Source organism: Ferruginibacter sp. (assembly GCF_031391665.1).
Taxonomy (GTDB): Bacteria; Bacteroidota; Bacteroidia; order Chitinophagales; family Chitinophagaceae; genus Ferruginibacter.
In genome coordinates, this window is sequence record NZ_JANMUN010000158.1 from 15,092 (window position 1) to 34,172 (window position 19,081).

At 34.6% G+C, this 19,081-nt stretch carries 18 protein-coding genes; 16 read left to right on the forward strand and 2 right to left on the reverse strand.

Annotated elements, in window-relative coordinates; genetic code table 11:
* The first annotated feature begins 27 nt into the window (after positions 1–27).
* From asnB to ACY651_RS11775, 7 genes are all read left to right on the forward strand, one after another.
* Positions 28–1,938, forward strand: a complete 1,911-nt coding sequence (gene asnB, locus ACY651_RS11745; RefSeq protein ID WP_462252918.1) for an asparagine synthase (glutamine-hydrolyzing) — start codon at positions 28–30, stop codon at positions 1,936–1,938.
* A gap of 60 nt (positions 1,939–1,998) precedes the next feature.
* Positions 1,999–3,276 carry a lipopolysaccharide biosynthesis protein gene (locus ACY651_RS11750; RefSeq protein WP_462252920.1) on the forward strand — a complete coding sequence of 426 codons (1,278 nt, stop codon included), beginning with the start codon at positions 1,999–2,001 and terminating at the stop codon, positions 3,274–3,276.
* 22 nt (positions 3,277–3,298) lie between these two features.
* Complete coding sequence (locus ACY651_RS11755; protein ID WP_462252922.1) at positions 3,299–4,063, forward strand: FkbM family methyltransferase; 765 nt, start codon at positions 3,299–3,301, stop codon at positions 4,061–4,063.
* Positions 4,064–4,075: 12 nt separating this feature from the next.
* Positions 4,076–5,161 carry a glycosyltransferase gene (locus tag ACY651_RS11760; RefSeq protein ID WP_462252924.1) on the forward strand — a complete coding sequence of 362 codons (1,086 nt, stop codon included), beginning with the start codon at positions 4,076–4,078 and terminating at the stop codon, positions 5,159–5,161.
* Positions 5,162–5,164: 3 nt separating this feature from the next.
* On the forward strand, positions 5,165–6,400 hold the full coding sequence (locus ACY651_RS11765) for a glycosyltransferase (protein ID WP_462252926.1): 1,236 nt from the start codon (positions 5,165–5,167) through the stop codon (positions 6,398–6,400).
* Between the two features lie 30 nt (positions 6,401–6,430).
* Positions 6,431–7,588: a UDP-galactopyranose mutase gene (glf, locus tag ACY651_RS11770; RefSeq protein WP_462252928.1), complete on the forward strand. Its 1,158-nt coding sequence runs from the start codon at positions 6,431–6,433 to the stop codon at positions 7,586–7,588.
* 265 nt (positions 7,589–7,853) lie between these two features.
* Positions 7,854–8,846 carry a glycosyltransferase family 2 protein gene (locus ACY651_RS11775; protein WP_462252930.1) on the forward strand — a complete coding sequence of 331 codons (993 nt, stop codon included), beginning with the start codon at positions 7,854–7,856 and terminating at the stop codon, positions 8,844–8,846.
* A gap of 18 nt (positions 8,847–8,864) precedes the next feature.
* Here the strand turns inward: ACY651_RS11775 and ACY651_RS11780 are convergent, their stop codons facing one another.
* Positions 8,865–10,208: a hypothetical protein gene (locus ACY651_RS11780; protein ID WP_462252932.1), complete on the reverse strand. Its 1,344-nt coding sequence runs from the start codon at positions 10,206–10,208 to the stop codon at positions 8,865–8,867.
* A 166-nt stretch (positions 10,209–10,374) separates the two neighbouring features.
* On the opposite strand from ACY651_RS11780, the gene ACY651_RS11785 reads away from it, so the two are divergent.
* From ACY651_RS11785 to ACY651_RS11795, 3 genes are all read left to right on the forward strand, one after another.
* On the forward strand, positions 10,375–11,553 hold the full coding sequence (locus ACY651_RS11785) for a glycosyltransferase family 4 protein (RefSeq protein WP_462252934.1): 1,179 nt from the start codon (positions 10,375–10,377) through the stop codon (positions 11,551–11,553).
* Between the two features lie 10 nt (positions 11,554–11,563).
* Complete coding sequence (locus tag ACY651_RS11790) at positions 11,564–12,169, forward strand: acetyltransferase (protein ID WP_462252936.1); 606 nt, start codon at positions 11,564–11,566, stop codon at positions 12,167–12,169.
* 83 nt (positions 12,170–12,252) lie between these two features.
* Positions 12,253–13,224: an NAD-dependent epimerase/dehydratase family protein gene (locus ACY651_RS11795; protein WP_462252938.1), complete on the forward strand. Its 972-nt coding sequence runs from the start codon at positions 12,253–12,255 to the stop codon at positions 13,222–13,224.
* A gap of 6 nt (positions 13,225–13,230) precedes the next feature.
* Here the strand turns inward: ACY651_RS11795 and ACY651_RS11800 are convergent, their stop codons facing one another.
* On the reverse strand, positions 13,231–14,319 hold the full coding sequence (locus ACY651_RS11800) for a DUF695 domain-containing protein (RefSeq protein WP_462252940.1): 1,089 nt from the start codon (positions 14,317–14,319) through the stop codon (positions 13,231–13,233).
* A 118-nt stretch (positions 14,320–14,437) separates the two neighbouring features.
* On the opposite strand from ACY651_RS11800, the gene ACY651_RS11805 reads away from it, so the two are divergent.
* From ACY651_RS11805 to ACY651_RS11830, 6 genes are all read left to right on the forward strand, one after another.
* On the forward strand, positions 14,438–15,568 hold the full coding sequence (locus ACY651_RS11805; RefSeq protein WP_462252942.1) for a LegC family aminotransferase: 1,131 nt from the start codon (positions 14,438–14,440) through the stop codon (positions 15,566–15,568).
* A 16-nt stretch (positions 15,569–15,584) separates the two neighbouring features.
* Positions 15,585–15,968: a hypothetical protein gene (locus tag ACY651_RS11810; protein ID WP_462252944.1), complete on the forward strand. Its 384-nt coding sequence runs from the start codon at positions 15,585–15,587 to the stop codon at positions 15,966–15,968.
* Between the two features lie 174 nt (positions 15,969–16,142).
* Positions 16,143–16,799 carry a sugar transferase gene (locus ACY651_RS11815; RefSeq protein WP_462252946.1) on the forward strand — a complete coding sequence of 219 codons (657 nt, stop codon included), beginning with the start codon at positions 16,143–16,145 and terminating at the stop codon, positions 16,797–16,799.
* 72 nt (positions 16,800–16,871) lie between these two features.
* Positions 16,872–17,765 (forward strand): MerR family transcriptional regulator, encoded by an 894-nt coding sequence (locus tag ACY651_RS11820; protein WP_462252948.1) that lies wholly within the window; start codon positions 16,872–16,874, stop codon positions 17,763–17,765.
* Between the two features lie 104 nt (positions 17,766–17,869).
* Positions 17,870–18,370 carry an RNA polymerase sigma factor gene (locus ACY651_RS11825; protein WP_462252950.1) on the forward strand — a complete coding sequence of 167 codons (501 nt, stop codon included), beginning with the start codon at positions 17,870–17,872 and terminating at the stop codon, positions 18,368–18,370.
* A 55-nt stretch (positions 18,371–18,425) separates the two neighbouring features.
* On the forward strand, positions 18,426–19,081 hold a 656-nt coding region (locus tag ACY651_RS11830; protein ID WP_462252952.1), incomplete at its 3' end, for a phytoene desaturase family protein.

Below are 19,081 nucleotides of genomic sequence, written 5' to 3' on the forward strand. Positions count from 1 at the left end.
TTATTTATTTTTAACTAACCCCTATTTATGTGTGGTATTTCCGGCTTTGTTGATTTTAATAAAAAAACCGAACAATCTGTTTTACATAAAATGAATAGAACCTTGGCTCACCGTGGGCCAGATGGCGAAGGTTATGGTTTTTATAATACAGAACAAGCTACTGTTGGCCTTGGCCACCGGCGCCTTAGCATTATTGATTTAACCGAAGGAGGCAGCCAACCGCAAACTTTTCAATCGCTGCACATAACCTATAACGGTGAAATATATAATTACGCCGAAATAAAAAAAGAACTGGAGCAAAAAGGTCATCAATTTCACAGCCATAGCGATACTGAAGTAATATTACATGCCTACACCGAATGGGGCAGTAAAGCACTTCAAAAATTTATTGGCATGTTCGCCTTTGTTATTTATGACGAAGCCAATAAAAAAATATTTGCCTGCAGGGACAGGGCCGGTGTAAAACCATTTTTTTATTACTGGAACAAGGGATTATTTTTATTTGGCTCCGAATTAAAAGCAATTGTACACCACCCTGGTTTTATAAAAGAAATTAATATTAATGCAGTTGCTGCTTATATGCAATACGCTTACGTACCCACGCCACACTGCATATATAAGAATACTTATAAACTAAAACCCGGTCATTTTTTAGAAGTTGATATTACTGCCGCAACATTGCAAACGCAGCAATACTGGAATGTGTATGATGCATATAATAAACCCACATTAAAAATAAGTTTACCAGAGGCAATTACAGAAACAGAAAAAATATTAACCAGCGCTTTTCAATACCGCATGGTAAGCGATGTGCCGGTGGGTGTTTTTTTAAGTGGTGGGTACGATAGTGGTTGTGTAACTGCATTACTGCAGGCCAACAATACCGAAAAAATAAAAACATTTACCATTGGTGTGCCCGATGCAGGATTAAATGAAGCACCTTTTGCAAAAGAAATAGCAGCACACCTGGGAACCGACCATACAGAATATTACTGTACCCAAAAAGAAGCATTGGAGATTATACCTCAGTTGCCCTTTTTTTATGACGAACCCTTTGCCGACAGCAGCGCCATACCAACAACGCTGGTAAGCAAAGTTGCAAGAGAAAAAGTAACGGTAGCATTATCTGCAGATGCAGGCGATGAAATTTTTGCAGGCTATAACCGCTACGATTACATTACCAGGTATGGTAAAAAACTGCAAAACATTCCCGGCTTTGTGCGTAAATCTGCAGCAGCAGTTATGGATGTGGTACCTGCCGGTGCTATTCCCTTTTTTAATAAGCAATACCTTTTTCACAGCAGGTACGAAAAAATAAAAACTTTTTTAAAAAATCCTTCGGAGCAAAATATTTTAAAAAATATTACGCAGCAAATGACTGGTGATTCAATTGATTCACTTTTTAAACACCCAATAAGCATATTGCCATCTGCCTTTGATAGTGAAGAACTGAATGAAGAAAATTATTCTGTATTAAATTACATGATGGCAATTGACTACCAAACTTATTTACTGGATGATATTTTGCAAAAAGTTGATCGTGCCGGTATGAGTGTAAGCCTGGAAGGGAGAGAACCTTTTTTAGACCACCGTGTAATTGAATGGGCGGCGCAATTGCCCATGGAGTATAAATACAATAACGGCAGCAAAAAATTTATCATAAAAGAAATAGTACATAAATATATTCCAAAGCAAATGATAGACAGGCCAAAAATGGGTTTTGGAATACCCATTGCAGCATGGCTTGAAAAAGAATTAAAACCATTTGTAGATATGTATTTTGATGAGGCTTTTATTACAAAACAAAATGTTTTTAATAATGATGAAGTGCAGCGGATAAAGCAATCTTTTTATAATGGCAAAAAAGAAAGAGCCGAAAAGGTATGGACTTTACTGATGTTTCAGATGTGGTACGATAAATGGATGAACAATAATTAACACAGCTGACTCTAATTTTTTTAACCCCAAATCTTTATTAAAAGAGATACTTTTATAAAGTTGCCAAAGCAAACTGCCATAAAATACCTCAGCAACCCGGCCGCAAAAGCATTGGGTGTTTACACGTTCACTAATTTTTTTGGAAAAGGGGTGGCCTTTTTACTGTTACCCTACTTTACCAATGTGCTCAGTAAAGAGGATATGGGCAATATTACCTTATTCAGCGGCGCAACACTTTTTTTAATACCTTTTATTTCGATGGGTGTTTTGCAAAGTACCAGTGTAGAATATTTTAAATTAGAAAAAAAAGATTTCAGCAATTTTTTTACCAGCAGTTTGCTGTTGCCCGTAGGTGTTTTTATACTGTCGCTTATTGTTTTTTATTTTGGAAGAGAAATACTGATTGAAAAATACAAGTTTCCTGCAAGCTTTATTTGGGTAATACCTGTAGTTACATTTTTATCCTTTATAAGCCAGCATGCGGTTAACATGATACGAAATGAAGAGAATAAAAAACTCTTTTTACTGGTGGTGTTAGGCAGGTTGTTTTTAGAAATTGGCTTAGCCGTTGTTTTAATAAGTGCATTAAAAATGGCCTGGCAGGGCCGTATAACGGGTATCGCCATTTCATTTGCAGCAATGGGAGTTTATGCATTTTACTTTTTTGTAAAACGCAATTATCTTTTTGGACAGATAAATAAACAATACATTAAAGACGAACTGCTGTTTAGTATTCCGGTGGTAATAATGCAGTTCAGCACTTTTTGCATGAATTACTCCGACAGTTTTTTTCTTTCCCGTTTTACTAACGATAATAATGCCGAAGTGGGTGTTTATGGTATTGCCTGTATTTTTGCTTCCATAATTGTAACACTGTGTTCTGCATTACTGCAGTATATTCTTCCTAAAACGTATCAATTACTTTCGGCCCCGGTTATTAACTATAATTCCATTCGCAAACATTTTTTGGCTTACATAGGTATAATGACGGCGGGCCTGCTTGTTTTACTTGTTTTTGTGCCACTGGCTTATAAATTTATCATTAATAAAAACTACTTACCCGGTATTAATTACTACTACCTGCTTTGTATTGGCTATTATTTTTGGACAATAGCTTACCTGTTTTTTTCTTTTTTATTGTATTATAAGCAAAAGCGTAAAATAATTTGGCTCTCTTTAGCGTTTGCCTGCATTAGCCTTACCAGTAATTATTTTTTTATAAAAAATATGCAATCAACCGGCGCAGCTATTTCGGTTTTTTGCAGTTATTTTATCATTTTAATAATAACTTTATTTTTTACAAGAAAACAAATGCATTTCTTATTTCAAAAAAATTAATAACCCCTAACCTTTATTCTTAATGAAAGAACTGATTTACAAACTGCTGAATATTGCCACTTTGGGCAGAGGAATGAAAAGGACCATCAGTGGCCATACATTGCGGTTACCCACAAGATTTTATCGTTTTTTTCCTGATAATTATGAAGAAGAGAATTTTGGTTTTTTATTTTCCAAAGTAAAAAAAGGTGATGTGGTGCTTGACTTTGGTGGGCATATTGGGTTATTTGCAGTTATTGCATCACAAGCTACGGGCAGCCAGGGTAAAGTGTATTCTTTTGAACCTTCGCCTACAACCAATAAATTGCTGCGAAAAAGTGTTGTAATAAATAATGCACAAAATATTATTACTACTTTTCAAAAAGCAGTAGGGGGTTCGGTTGGTAAAACCACTTTTTTTATTTCGGATGCACAGGCAGATAATGCCAACAGCCTGGTTAATTATAAAGAAGACAGGCCGCTGCATGGTATTGATATTGATGTTACTACTATTGACGCATTTGTAAAAGAGCAAAATCTTACCAAAGTAAATTTTATAAAAATAGATGTGGAAGGTGCTGAGTACGATGCTTTAAAAGGTGGGGTGGAAACATTTAATAAATTTAAACCTGTATGTATTTTAGCCATACACCCCGAGCCAATTAAAGCCAAAGGCGATAGCCTGGGGCAAATTTTTGATTTTGTGCAAAGCATGAATTATAAAGCATTGTATAATAATAAGCCAATAAGCAAAGAGGCTTTTTGTGCCTGTACAGATTTAATTGATCTTCATTTACTGCCTGCTTAAGTAGTAACCATTATGAGCAGTAAAAAAACAATTTTACACATTATTGATTATTTAGGCCGTGGCGGCGCCGAAGTGATGCTGGTGAAAGTGCTGAAAGAATTAAAAGAGTATAATAATATTGTGGTAACACTAAATCCTCAAAATCATTTTGGGGATGAGTTTAAATGCGATGTATATTATTGTCTCAACATGGGGTCGTTTGCAAAATTTCCACTTGCTGTATTAAAATTAAAAAGCTTTTTTAAAAAGTATAAGGTTGATTTAGTGCACTCTCATTTGTTTAGTGCAACATTGGTGGCAAGGCTGGCCACTCCCCAAAAAATTCCATTAATTACAACTATACATACTAATGTAAATGCATCCAACGATCATAAAAAATGGTACCTTAAATTGCTGGAGAGCATCAGTTATAAAATGCATAAGAGCATAATTATTGGAGTGTCTAAGGGAGTTTTACAACAGTATTTTGCTTTTTTAAATCATAAGCCCTATAAAAAATATTTACTGTACACTTTTGTTGATGTAAACGAAATTAAAAATTCATCTTTGCCGGAAAAGAAGAATAATGAAGACACATTTAGGTTAATTGCTGTTGGGGCATTAAGGTATCCTAAAAATCAGCAATACCTTATTGAGGCATTTAAACTGCTTAAAAATGATAATATTGAGCTGCACATTTTTGGTGATGGTGTAATGCGGAAGGAGCTGGAGCAAATGGTTGATGAGGCTGGTGTAAGAGTTATAATAAAAGGCGAAGTAAAAGAGGTAAGTAAAATATTACCTCAATACGATTTATATATTATGTCATCCGAGTTTGAAGGATTTTCGTTAAGTGTACTGGAGGCAATGGCAATGCAAATGCCCATGTTGCTGAGCGATATTCCATCCTTTAGAGAGCAATGTGCAGATACTGCTTTGTTTTTTGATTTAAAAAATACCAATGACTTTATTGAAAAGTTAAAAAAAATAGTAGAAGATAAAACAGCACTCCATCAACTTGCTGCTGCAGCAAAGCAAAGAGTGTTAGATAATTTTACATTGGAACACCATATGGCAGGGCTAAGAAAAATTTATACAGAAGTATTACAAAACAATTAAAGCGTGGGTACAAAAAATATTTTATTTATTTCTTATGATGGGATGACTGATCCACTGGGGCAAAGCCAGGTAATTCCTTATTTGGCAGGTTTATCAAAACAAGGGTACAAGTTTACTATTTTAAGTTGCGATAAGCCGGAAAAATTTAAAAAGCATAAAGATGAAGTGGAGCTTTTGGTAAAAGATATTCCCATTACATGGGTATCGTTGCCTTATCATAAAAACCCACCTGTACTTTCGTCAGTGTATGATTATTTTAAACTAAAACAAAAAGCTGTTCAATTGCATGCCATCCATAAATTTGAAATGGTGCATACCAGGCCCGGCGTGCCGCAATTAATAGCATTGCACTTAAAAAAGAAATTTGGTGTAAAATATCTTAATGATATCCGTGGCTTTTGGGCCGATGAAAGAGTGGATGGCGGTATGTGGGATTTGAAAAATCCTTTATACAGAACCGTGTATAATTTTTTTAGAAAAAAAGAGGATGAGTGTGTTACTGTAGCAGATTATAATACCTGTTTAACATACAGGGGAAAAGAGGAAATATTGAAGTGGAAAAATGTTCCGCAACCTGTAAAAGTTGATGTAGTACCCTGCAGTGTAGATTTGCAATTGTTTAGCCCTTCCAGCATAAATATACAGGTTAAAGAAAAATTTAAAAAAGATTTGGGTATTGATGATGGCGATTTTATAGTAAGTTACCTTGGCTCAATTGGAGGTTGGTATTTAACAGATGAAATGCTGCAATTTTGCTCCTTGTTGCTGCAGCAAAAACCCAATGCTAAATTTTTATTTATATCCAATAACAGGCACGAAGAAATTACAACTGCGGCTAAAAAATATAACATTCCCGAAAATAAAATAATTGTAAAATTTGCAGGGCGTAAAGAAGTACCCACATTACTTTCATTTAGCGCATTTTCTTTATTCTTTATAAAACCCTGTTATTCAAAATTATCTTCCTCACCAACAAAGCATGGCGAAATTATGGCAATGGGTATTCCGGTAATTACCAACAGCGGTGTAGGTGATGTAAAAGAAATTGTTGAAAAATATGATGCCGGTTATGTGCTGGATAGTTTTTCTGAAAGCGAAATGAAAGCTATAATAAAAACAATAGTGAGCAACGAAAAAAAGTTTGATAATAATAAAATAAGAGAAGGGGCTGCGGAGTTTTATAATCTTGATACAACCGTAAATACTTACCAGCAGGTGTATAAAAAAATTCTGGGTTAGTTAAGTTATCCAATTCTAATTGCCAAAATCATGAAAAAGAAATATTTAATTATTGGTGCCGGATTTTCGGGAACTGTTTTAGCAAATCAGCTGATGAGTAAATTAGATTGCACCATTGATATTTGGGATGAAAGGGATCATATTGGCGGCAATTGCCACACTAAAAGGGACGAGCAAACTGGCATAATGGTACATGAATACGGGCCGCATATTTTTAATACAGATAAAAAAGAAATCTGGGATTTTGTAAACAGCATTGCTGAATTTAAACCTTATGTACACAGGGTAAAAGCAATGAGTGATGGTAAAATATATTCATTGCCGGTTAATTTACATACCATCAATCAGTTGTTTGGTAAATCGTTTACACCATTGCAGGCAAAAGAATTTTTAGAAACACTTGCAGATACCTCTATAACAGATCCACAAAATTTTGAAGAGCAGGCTTTGCGTTTTATTGGTAAGGAATTGTATTATGCATTTTTTTATGGCTACACTAAAAAGCAGTGGGGCTGTGAGCCAACAGAATTACCTGCATCTATTTTAAAAAGAATTCCGGTAAGGTTTAATTACGACGACAACTACCACAATAATATTTATACGGGCATACCTGTTGACGGCTACACTGCATTAATTGAAAAATTAATTGATAATAAAAACATTCACGTTTCTCTTAATAAAAAATTTAATCCTGCGGATGATGTAAGCAGTTACGATCATGTTTTTTACACCGGCCCTATTGATGCCTATTTTAGTTTTAAATATGGCAGGCTGGGATATCGCACTGTAACATTTGAAAAGCATTATGCTGATGGCGATCACCAGGGTGTAACGCAAATGAATTATTGCAATGCCGAAGTGCCTTATACCAGGATAACAGAACCCAAACATTTTACTTATTGGGAGCAACACGATAAAACAGTTTATTTTAAAGAATTTAGTAAAGAAACCGGGCCATCAGATATACCCTATTATCCTAAACGTCTGGCAAACGATAAAGAATTACTGCTGCAATACCGCAGCGATGCAACATTATTGCACAAAGTATCTTTTTTAGGAAGGCTTGCCACCTACAGGTATATGGATATGCATAATGTAATTGGTGAAGCACTCAATTTTTCAAATTTGTTTATGTACGCTGCAACTAATGGCGGCACTCTTCCCGTTTTTCCTAATGAAGAAAATTAATCACATCATTGTTTTTTATGCAGGCAGGGGCAATTTTTATCTGCAATAAATTTGTAATCATCCGGTTATATAAAAATAATTACAAATGATTCGTCATTTATCGTAAAACTACTTAGTAAAAAATCTCTATTTTTTTATTGCTACTACTATAAGACTTGGTTATTGCTAACTAATTATTTTTTTAATTAGAAAATATGCAATATTCATTTTTGAGTACCGTTATACCATTGTCCAAATCTTATTAAAAACCCAAATTTACCCTCCTATGGAAAAGGTAATTGCTGTGGTTGTTACATACAACCGTCAGGCACTTCTTTCTGAATGTTTAACTGCACTGCGTAATCAAACCCGTAAGCCAGATGCAATTTTAATTGTAAACAATGGCAGTACAGATAATACAGAACAATGGTTGCAGCAGCAACCCGATATTCATTTCATCAATCAAAAAAATGTAGGATCAAGCGGGGGCTTTAGCACAGGCATAAACTGGGCTTATAAAAATGGCTATTCGTGGATATGGTGCATGGATGATGATGGTTACCCTAAAGAAGATGCATTAAATAATATTTTAGAAGCCGATGACGGTACATTAAAATTATATAATTGTGCTGTAGTGGAGAAAGAAAATAAAAAATCTTTTGTTTGGAAAACCGGTGAGTTTAAAACTATTGATGAAGTTAACACTAAAACAATTGAAGGTATTGGCCACCCGTTTAACGGCACTATGCTGCACAGAAGAATTATAGAGAGAGTAGGTGTACCGCAGCCAAAGTTTTTTCTTTGGGGCGATGAAACCGAATATTACTACAGGATAGTTAAACAAAACCAAATTCCCGTTTGTACAGTTACCAATAGTATCCACTATCATCCTGCATCCGCATTTTCTTATAAGCAGGACTGGGATTATAAAACAGCATGGAAAATGTATTTCTATGTTCGTAACAGGCTGCACATTCATAATGCAAAATTCAGCAACAAAGTTTTGGCATTCATTAATTACTGTTGTTTTTTAACTGCATTTGCCGGTATAGTTTTAGTATATCAAAAAACTGATAAATTAAAAAAACTAAACTTTCTTTTATGGCCAGCGGCAGATGCATTTACAAATAATTTTAATGCAACACCACCGCTGATTTTAGAGAAATTAAAAATTAAAGCAGAAAATAATTATAATAATGGTTTTGTAAACTCCATTAAAAATGTTTGGGCGGCTTTGTTTACACCAGCGGGTATGGTTAAGAAAATGCAAACCCGTTAAAATATTAAACCTCGAAAACTACACCGTAACAACCTGCTTATTTTTAAGCAGGTTTTCTTTTTTTTGCTTTGCTGTATCCTGTATAAGAAATAAAGCGATAAGATAAAAAGGCATACAGGGAATTTTATAGCGGCACAGCGTGCCAAAGTTTAAAGTAGTGGCACCTACAAATAAAGCAAATATTAATGCGAATAAAAAACAATAAATGGCTAATGAGTTTTTAGTTAATGTTTGAAAAACCGTTTTTACTCCGGCCTTAAAAACTACCATAATAGTAAATATCATTACTGCCAAACCTTCCAGCGATGATAAAAGGGTGGTAAGTTTTTTTGATTCCCAAAGAAAAGGCCTGAAAAAAGTAGTGCCAATAAACACCGGGGCCATTTTAATAAGGCCTGTTACACTGCCATCAAATTCTGTTCCGTACGAAAACATGGCTCCACCTTTGGCTGCCTGATCTTCGTACGCACTGTTTTGGGTTTTAATATTTTTAGTAAGTCCTTCAACTGCGTAATGCCCTAATTCATCTTTAAGCTGCGACATTACAATTGAAAACGCAAACACACAACCAATAATAAGCGCAGGTGCAAGTATAATTTTTACGGCTTTGCTGTTTACCAGGTTTACATTTTTCAGCAGCAGGAATAAAATAAAAAAAGGTACGTAAGAAATAATAATATACGGTTTAATTACCCAAAGCAAATACCCGAAAAAAATTAAAAAAACTGTACTCTTTATAAAATATTTTTTTCTTATAAAAATCTGGTACAGCGAATAAGTGATCCAGCCAATCGCTGCAATACAAATGCTGTCTTTTAAAATACCCGAACTCCAAAAAACAAAAGTAGGCAGGTATAAAATGGCAATGGCAAACTTGCGGTGCAGGTGTGGGTATTGCTCATAAAAAAATAAAAACAACTTCCAGGCGCCGGTAAATGCCAGTAAGGAAAAAATAAGATTGGTTAATAAATATTTACCCAGCGTAAGAAATGAAATAACGGTAACAAACCTTACCACCATAAAATTACTTTCGGCCCTGAAGTATCCTTTATTCCATGGATCTCTTAAAAGTGATTCATCAAAATCTTCGCCTTTCATTAAAATCCATTTAATATTGGAAAAGTCTTTAAGGATAAGATCATAAATATTTTTGCCTTCCACCTGGTACAGAACAAATGAATCACCACGGGATATACTCCAGTTAAAAACGGCAAAAACTAAAACAACCAAAGTTTTTATCCAAAACCCCTGGGCATGATAAAATTTAAGAACCGGATCGGTGTAATTTTTTCTAAAAGCTTTAAATATAAAATAGAAAACCGCAGCATAAAGGGGAAACAACAGAAGTTCGAAGATGCCCATGAAAATTAAATGTTTGGTATTAGTTAGCCTTGTTAACTGCCGCTTATGCTAAATGCATTGTAATAAAATCAAATTTATCTTAAATTCTAATTTTTCTTTCAATAATATGCGTTTATTTTTGAGTTTAGTATAAAAATTATTGAAGAAGGTTATTTAAATTAAAAATTTGTCTGCAAATTCTCAACATAAAAAACTTATCCGCATTACCACAGTGCCAATGGCATTGCGTTATTTATTGCCCGGGCAAATGCAGTTTATGCAGCTAAACGGGTTTGAAGTGTTAATGATAAGTGCTGATGGAGCAGAACTTAATGATGTTATTAAAAATGAAGAGTGCAGGCATATCATTGTACCCATGACAAGGAAAATAACTCCTTTGCAGGATTTAAAATGCCTTATACAGCTAATAAAGATTTTTAAAAAAGAAAAACCGGACATTGTACACTCCCATACACCCAAAGCTGGCTTACTGGGTATGTTAGCCGCAAAAATAAGCGGCGTAAAAATAAGAATACATACTGTAGCCGGCATGCCGTTAATGGTGGAAAAAGGATTTAAACTGCAGTTGTTGAAATTTATTGAAAAACTTACTTACGCTGCAGCTAACCATATATGGCCCAACAGTAATTCTTTGTATAATTATATTGTCGATAATAAATTTGCAAGCCCGGCTAAATTAAATATTATTGGTAAAGGATCTACCAACGGTATAAATACCCAACGTTTTTGTAAAGAGGCCATAAATGAAAACATATTAGTTGAAATAAAAAACAGTATAAATTATTCAATACAGCATACTTACCTGCTTTGTATTGGCAGGCTGGTAACCGATAAGGGAATTGTAGAGTTGGTAAATGTTTTTCTATCCCTTCAAAAAAAATATGGAGCTTTGAAATTAATTTTAGTGGGAGATTATGAAGAAGAACTGGACCCTTTACCGGAAACAGTTATGCAGCAGATAAAAGCTAATGCAAACATTATACATATTAAATGGACACAGCAGGTAGAATACTTTATGCATATTGCCAATTACTTTGTTTTCCCTTCTCACCGGGAAGGTTTTCCTAACGTACTGTTGCAGGCTGGTGCAATGGAACTGCCCATCATCTGCAGCCGAATACCAGGGAATATAGATATTGTTGAGGATAAAAAAACGGGTTTAATATTTGAGACTGCCAATGAACAACAAATAGAAAAACAAGTTGAATATGCAATTAATAATAATGCAGAAATGTGTGATATGGCAGAAACGCTAATGCAAATAATTAAAAAAGATTATCAGCGGGAAAATATCTGGCAAAATATTCTTTCATCATACAAATCGTTACTACATTTAAACAACTAATAATTTTGCAATGATATTAATTGGCTACTCAGGGCATGCGTTTGTTGTTTACGGTATAATAAATGCCACCGGCAATAAAATAACCGGTTATTGTGATACTGAGCAAAAGCAATACAACCCATTTAATTTGGTTTACATTGGTAAAGAAGATAGCGGGGGTGCTGCAGATGCTTTTAAAAAAGATGATTTCTTTATTGCCATTGGCGATAATAAAATAAGAGAAAGAATACAATTTACAATGTCGGAGAAAGGACTTTTCCCCATAAATGCCATACATCCTTCTGCCACTATTGATCCTTCGGCAATTATAGAAGAATCCGGTGTAATGATTGCAGCAAATGCCACTATTAATCCATTGGCAAAAATTAGCCTTGGAGTTATTTGCAATACCGGTTGCATTATTGAACATGAATGTTTTGTGGGAGCGTTTAGTCACATTGGCCCCGGTGCAGTATTGTGCGGTAATGTAACAATTGGCCACCGTAGTTTTGTAGGTGCCGGTGCAGTAATTCGTCAGGGTGTTACTGTTGGCAGTAATGTAATTATTGGCGCAGGAGCGGTTGTACTAAAAGATGTGCCTGATGATACAACAGTTATTGGTGTGCCAGCAAAATAGTTTTATTGTATTAATATACCACCAAACCCCTGAACCCTAAACACCTAAACCCTTATCTTTGCCACGCAAAAAAATACATACTTATGAAAGTTTTAGTTACCGGCGGAGCCGGATATATCGGTTCAGTTTTAGTTCGTCAGTTATTAGATAAAGGATACCATGTTAGGGCCTTTGATAATTTAAATTTTGGTGGCGATGCATTGTATGATGTAATGCTTAACCCCAATTTTGAATTTTTAAAAGGCGATGTTAGAAATGCTGCAGATGTAGAAAAAGCTATTAGCGGTATTGATGCTGTTGCACATTTAGCTGCTATTGTTGGCGACCCGGCCTGCAAAAAATTTAGCGAAGATGCTAAAACCACCAACTGGGATGGAAGCGTTGCATTGTTTGAAGCAGCAGAAAAAGCTGGTGTAAAACGTTTTGTTTTTGCAAGCACCTGCAGCAATTATGGTAAAATGTCCGATCCGGATTCTTTCGTTACCGAAACATCCGAATTAAACCCTGTAAGTCTATACGCAGAGTTAAAAGTTAAGTTTGAAAATTATATAATGCTCGAAAGAAAAGATACTAAAATGTGCAGCACCGCTTTACGTTTTAGTACAGTGTATGGTTTTTCTCCAAGGATACGTTTTGATTTAACCGTAAACGAATTTACACGTAACGCCGCAGTAAAAGGTGTACAGGAAATTTGGGGGGCACAATTCTGGAGGCCTTACTGCCATGTAGATGATTTGGCAAGAGCAGTGGTTTTAGTAATTGAAAGTGAGGAGAAAAAAGTAAAATCAAATGTGTTTAATGTTGGTACTACCGAAGAGAATTATAATAAAGGAATGATAATTGAAGAAGTTTGTAAAGTAGTACCTAATGTAAAAGTAAATTATGTGGAAATGAATGAAGATCCACGTGATTATAGGGTAAACTTTGATAAAATAAAAAATGAACTGGGCTTTACAATAACCAAAACGGTACCTGATGGGGTTAAAGAAATTTATACGTTAATGAAAACAGGCATTATTGATGATGCTTACGGACCTAAGTTCAGGAATATTTAAAGGGCTTTAATGCATAAATCTGTCCATGGTTTTCCAGTATTTATCTTTATAAATAGAATAGGATATTCTTAATTTATCGGTATAATCTTTTATAAGATTGCTGGTTACTTTGGAGCATTCCCTGAATTCTTTACAGGCAAAAAAAATGGTCCTTTCATTTTTGTAGGTTTGCCTGCCGGTATTCAGGTAGCCATCACTGTCTTTTAATTTTTCCATTATTGTTTCTTCAAATTCATTCATCAGAGCATAAGTATCATTATCGGGCATTCCACTTTTGTTTCCTTTATAAACAATTTCAATTACCAGCATCCACGGGTGAGAGGCCTTTGCATCCCACGATAATAATTTTTGGTTTACCATTGCAATCATCGGCATATCATTTTCATCTGTAGCTTCCATTCCGGTATATTCGTCGTTTTCCGTATCGTATCTTATGCCCTCATATTTTTCAACAAACTCTTTTTCTCTCCATAATAAATAGTCTTTTAGTTTTTCAATAGGGATTATTGCTGCACCATTAGCCGAGGCCTCTAAAAAAACATCATCAATTTGTGTAGCCATAGTAATTTCTCCAATGGCATTATCTAAAAATATTAAAGCACCGTTAGCAATTTCGTTATGGTTTTCGGCAACATAATCTTCATGCAGTAAATGTATTTCTATCTCATCGGGCCTGGCATCATCCGGCAAGGTATAAAATTTTAATTTTTCTGTATTAAATGTAAAATCATTCATTTCAATACTGATGCTTTCAAATCCCATTTCTGGTTTTAAAGCAGTAATCTTCCAGTCGGGCATTGCTGGTGCAGCGCTTGCAATTTCTTCAGCAAATACAATATTTTTTATATCTCCTTCGGGAGTTATTACCAATTCGGCAGTAATGTCATCATGCATCCCAATTAAGCCATACAAATCAGGATTTAGCTCCTGCAGTTTATCAATAATTTTTTGTAAATATTCCTGTACCTGATTTCTTGTTTTAACAGCACTGAATAATATTTTTTCCTCTGTAGAAAACCATTCCCAAAATTCAGCTGTACTGCTTATTTGTCGCCGTACTTTTTTGCTGCCAAATAATTTTTTTATGAAGCTCATATAATATCAAATACTTTTATCGTTTTAATAAATAAAGATAATTGTATAAAGCGAAGCCGGCTAAGAAAATTGCCCTTCTTTTTACTACCTTCGCCCTTTAAAAAATTTAATTAATACTATGCTTTTACTCAGCGGCCCCAATATGGCGGGCAACGAATTAAAATATGTTACCGAATGCATTACCACCGGATGGGTTAGCAGCGTGGGTGCTTATGTAGATCAGTTTGAAAAAATGAGTGCCGAATTTGCTGGTACAAAATATGCTGTGGCTACAAGCAGTGGTACAACTGCATTGCATATTTGTTTGGTGATGATGGGAGTAAACAGCGATGATTATGTAATTACACCCAACATTACTTTTATTGCTACCTGCAACTCTATAAAATATACTGGCGCCAATCCAATTTTTATTGATACCGATGCAGCTACCTGGCAAATGGATTTAAACTTACTGGAAGAATTTTTAACTAACGAAACCGAACAGCGCAATGGCGTTTGCCATTATAAAAAAGATGGTAAAAGAATTCCGGTAATAATGCCGGTACATGTTTTAGGCAACATGTGCGATATGGATAAGTTAACGGCTTTAGCCAAACAGCATAACCTAACAGTGATAGAAGACAGTACCGAAGCACTCGGCAGTTATTACAAAGGCAAACACGCCGGAAGTTTTGGGCTACTCGGCACATTTAGTTACAATGGAAACAAAATTATTACTACCGGCGGCGGTGGTATGATTGTTACTGATGATGAAGCATTGGCAAAAAAAGCAAAGCATTTAACTACGCAGGCAAAAAGCGATGCCTTTGAATATATACATGATGAAATTGGCTACAACTACCGCCTGGTAAATGTTGCGGCGGCAATGGGTGTGGCGCAGATGGAACAGTTGCCCGGGTTTATAAAGCGCAAATACGAAATAATTGATTTATATAAAAAAGAGTTGGAGGGAGTTGGCGATATAAAATTTCAGGAAGTAAGTGCTGATGTAAAACCCAATTGGTGGCTTCCCACAATTTTTACTGCTAAACAAAAGCAAGTATTAAAAATATTGAACGATAATAAAATGCAGAGCCGCCCGTTTTGGGTGCCCATGAATCAGTTGCGGATGTTTACCGAAAATATTTACTATAATCATACCGACAGATCAAACTTTGTTTACCAGCATTGTTTAAGCATTCCATGCTCAACATATATTACAAACGACGATTTAAAAGCAGTAGCAGGTAAAATAAAAGAATGTTTTTAATTAAAATAATTAGTAAATGGCAATTGATAAATTATTACTGCAAATTGACACTTTTAAACAAAATATTATCAATGCCGAAAAAATAAATACAAAAGTTTCTCAATCTAAAGTGGGTTGGCAAATTGAACATTCTTTGCTGGTAGTTATAAAAATTGCAGAACAGTTGCAAAATTCCAATCCAAAAAATTATAAAGCAAAATTTAGTGTTTTAAAAACCATTGTTTTTTTTACTGCTAAAATTCCAAGAGGTAAAGCTAAGGCACCTAAATCGGTTATGCCGGGAGCTATACAAAACCCAAAGCAACTGGAAGATTATATTGCACTTGCAAAACAAAAAATTAATATTCTCAACAGTTTAAATGAAAATAATATTTCGAACATCCATTATTTGGTCATGTAAAATTAAAGGCTGCTATTAAATTTTTACAAATTCACAGTAATCATCATTTAAAAATCATAGATGATATTATTAAATAAATAGCAATTATTAATACCATCTTAAGCGTTAGTTGCAAAGCCCCTGGTTTTGGTAACATAGCAAGAGCTTAATAATTTAAAACAACCTGAAAGATTAATGTACAAAATTACAAAGCGAATCATAGATATTCTTGTAGCAAGCATTGCATTACTATTGTTATCACCCATACTAATACCCAGTTGCATTATTTTATTATTTACAGGCGAAAGAGAAGTTTTTTACAAGCAAAAAAGAGTAGGGTATAAAAATAAATTTTTCGATATCTGGAAGTTTGCCACCATGCTTAAAAACAGCCCTAACATTGGCACCGGCGAAATTACTTTACGTAACGATCCACGTGTTACCAGCTTTGGGAAATTATTACGCATTACAAAAGTGAACGAGCTGCCGCAAATTATAAATGTATTTAAAGGCGATATGAGCATTGTTGGTCCAAGGCCACTGATGGACGTTAGTGTAAATTTATATCCGGAAGAAATACGCAAAAAAATTTATAACTGCAAACCTGGTATGACGGGCATTGGCTCCTTAATTTTTCGTGATGAAGAAAAAATTATTTCTGCTGCTGCTGACCCAAAAGCTATGTACGCCACCATATATCCATTCAAGGGAGCGCTAGAAATGTGGTACCAAAAACATGCATCACTTTATACCGATTTTATGATTATTTTTCTAACCGCCTGGTCCATACTATTCCCCAAAAATCAACTGGTATATAAAATCTTTAAGGACTTGCCTACCCGGAGTTTCTAGTTTTGTTAAGCTTTTTTTCATTTTTTTTAAACAAATTTATTTTATCATTGTAATAATAAAAATAAGTTTGCAATGAATTCATTTACCATAAAAGATCTGGAAAACCTTTCGGGCATAAAAGCCCATACCATTCGTATTTGGGAACAACGCTATTCTTTTATAAAACCCGAACGCACCGGCACCAATATCCGTTATTACAGCAACGAAGAATTAAAAAAAATTTTAAACGTAGCCCTGCTTAATAAATATGGGTACAAAATATCTCACATAGATAAAATGAATGAGGGTGAAATGAAAGAAAAAATTCTTTCCCTCAGTCAAATTGAAGCCCAGCAGGAGCGAATTGTGAATGATCTTATTCAAAGTATGGTGGATATAGATATTGAAAAAGTGGAAATAATTTTAGATACATTTATAGCTGCACGGGGTATAGAAAGAGCCATTACTCAAATTATTTTTCCCTTTCTTGAAAAAATTGGAATATTATGGCTTACTAATCATATAAATCCGGCACAGGAACACTTTGTGACTAATATCATCCGCCAAAAGTTAATTGTGGGTATCGATAGGGTTATGACACCAGTTAAAGTAAATAAATCTGTTTTACTATTTTTACCCGAGGGAGAATACCACGAACTGGGTTTATTGTTTATGTACTATTTATTAAAAAACAGGGGTGTCACCACCTATTATCTTGGTTCTAATGTGCCATTAAAAGATGTTGAATATGTTGCTAAACTAAAAAAACCCGACTACCTGTATTCTCATCTAACCACTGTAGGCCAGAATTTTAATTTCGATAAATTTATTGCAAATGTTACTCAAAAATTCAGTGGTACACCAGTAATTATATCAGGCCAGCTAACAAATATTTATCAAAAAAAGATTCATGCACCCCTCAATTTTAAAAGATCTTTCGCAGAAGTAATGGATTTTGTATCTGGATTCTCAAAAGTAAATGTATAAAGTGCTGTAAAATAATGTGTTTAATCTTTTTTATAAAATCTTAAACAAAAATTTGCATTTCTCCATATTTATTGTTTAACTTTGTGGACTAATACTTAAACAAAATGTCTGCAATAGAATTCAACCAAATAGTAATTAACAACGCAGAGTACTTAAAGCCTTTTGCTGTAACGTTAACCAGAGATAATGAAACGGCAAAAGATCTTATTCAGGAAACCATGTACAGGGCTTTTGCCAACAGGGAAAAATATAATGTGGGTACAAACATTAAAGCCTGGCTGTACACCATAATGCGTAATATTTTTATTAATGATTACCGCCGTAAAGCAAAACAAAATACGATACTGGATAACAGCATCAACGAATTTTTGCTAAACAGCAATCAGTTATCTATTGTAAATACTGCAGAAAGTAATTTGAAAATAAAAGAAATTTACCAGGCAGTACATCATTTGCCCGATATATTCCGCAACCCTTTTATGCTGTATTTTGATGGCTATAAATACAACGAAATTGCAACATTGCTAAAAGAGCCTTTGGGTACAATAAAAAGCAGGATACACTTTGCCCGCAAATTATTAAAAGAACAGGTGACAAGATTTTAAACAGTTACCGCTTTTTTTATCCCGTTTTAAATTTCAATATCCCTAAATTTAGTTCTTGAAAAAAGCAGTAATTATAGGCAGTGGCTTTGCAGGGTTATCAGCAGCATGTTTTTTGGCTAAGGCGGGTTACGATGTAACCATTTTAGAAAAGCAACATACTGCCGGTGGCAGGGCAAGGCAGTTAAAAGAAGATGGTTTTACATTCGACATGGGGCCAAGTTGGTATTGGATGCCGGAAGTATTTGAACGCTTTTTTAATTGCTTTGGTAAAAAAGTGGCAGACTATTACCAACTGGAAAGATTAGACCCATCGTACCGCATTTACTGGCCGGATGATGTGATGGAGATACCGGCAAACTATGATGAACTAAAAAAATTATTTGAAAAAATTGAACCCGGCAGTGCATTACAATTAGATAAATTTTTAGCAGAAGCAGAATATAAATATAATGTGGGCATAAATAAATTAGTGCATAAGCCCGGCCAAAGCATTACAGAATTTATTGATTGGGATGTAATAAAAGGCGTGTTTAAATTAGATGTTTTTACCAATATGAAAAAACATGTAAGTAAATATTTTAAACATCCAAAGCTGCAGCAGATGATGGAGTTTCCAGTGTTGTTTTTAGGTGCTTTGCCACAAAATACACCGGCTTTATACAGCTTAATGAATTATGCTGATATAAAATTGGGCACCTGGTATCCGCAGGG

Bases quoted from the DNA above. Each gene is read 5' to 3' on its own strand.
- asnB (WP_462252918.1), top strand. From the start codon at position 28: ATGTGTGGTATTTCCGGCTTTGTTGATTTTAATAAAAAAACCGAACAA.
- ACY651_RS11755 (WP_462252922.1), top strand. From the start codon at position 3,299: ATGAAAGAACTGATTTACAAACTGCTGAATATTGCCACTTTGGGCAGA.
- ACY651_RS11760 (WP_462252924.1), top strand. From the start codon at position 4,076: ATGAGCAGTAAAAAAACAATTTTACACATTATTGATTATTTAGGCCGT.
- glf (WP_462252928.1), top strand. From the start codon at position 6,431: ATGAAAAAGAAATATTTAATTATTGGTGCCGGATTTTCGGGAACTGTT.
- ACY651_RS11775 (WP_462252930.1), top strand. From the start codon at position 7,854: ATGGAAAAGGTAATTGCTGTGGTTGTTACATACAACCGTCAGGCACTT.
- ACY651_RS11780 (WP_462252932.1), bottom strand. From the start codon at position 10,208: ATGGGCATCTTCGAACTTCTGTTGTTTCCCCTTTATGCTGCGGTTTTC.
- ACY651_RS11790 (WP_462252936.1), top strand. From the start codon at position 11,564: ATGATATTAATTGGCTACTCAGGGCATGCGTTTGTTGTTTACGGTATA.
- ACY651_RS11795 (WP_462252938.1), top strand. From the start codon at position 12,253: ATGAAAGTTTTAGTTACCGGCGGAGCCGGATATATCGGTTCAGTTTTA.
- ACY651_RS11800 (WP_462252940.1), bottom strand. From the start codon at position 14,319: ATGAGCTTCATAAAAAAATTATTTGGCAGCAAAAAAGTACGGCGACAA.
- ACY651_RS11805 (WP_462252942.1), top strand. From the start codon at position 14,438: ATGCTTTTACTCAGCGGCCCCAATATGGCGGGCAACGAATTAAAATAT.
- ACY651_RS11810 (WP_462252944.1), top strand. From the start codon at position 15,585: ATGGCAATTGATAAATTATTACTGCAAATTGACACTTTTAAACAAAAT.
- ACY651_RS11815 (WP_462252946.1), top strand. From the start codon at position 16,143: ATGTACAAAATTACAAAGCGAATCATAGATATTCTTGTAGCAAGCATT.
- ACY651_RS11820 (WP_462252948.1), top strand. From the start codon at position 16,872: ATGAATTCATTTACCATAAAAGATCTGGAAAACCTTTCGGGCATAAAA.
- ACY651_RS11825 (WP_462252950.1), top strand. From the start codon at position 17,870: ATGTCTGCAATAGAATTCAACCAAATAGTAATTAACAACGCAGAGTAC.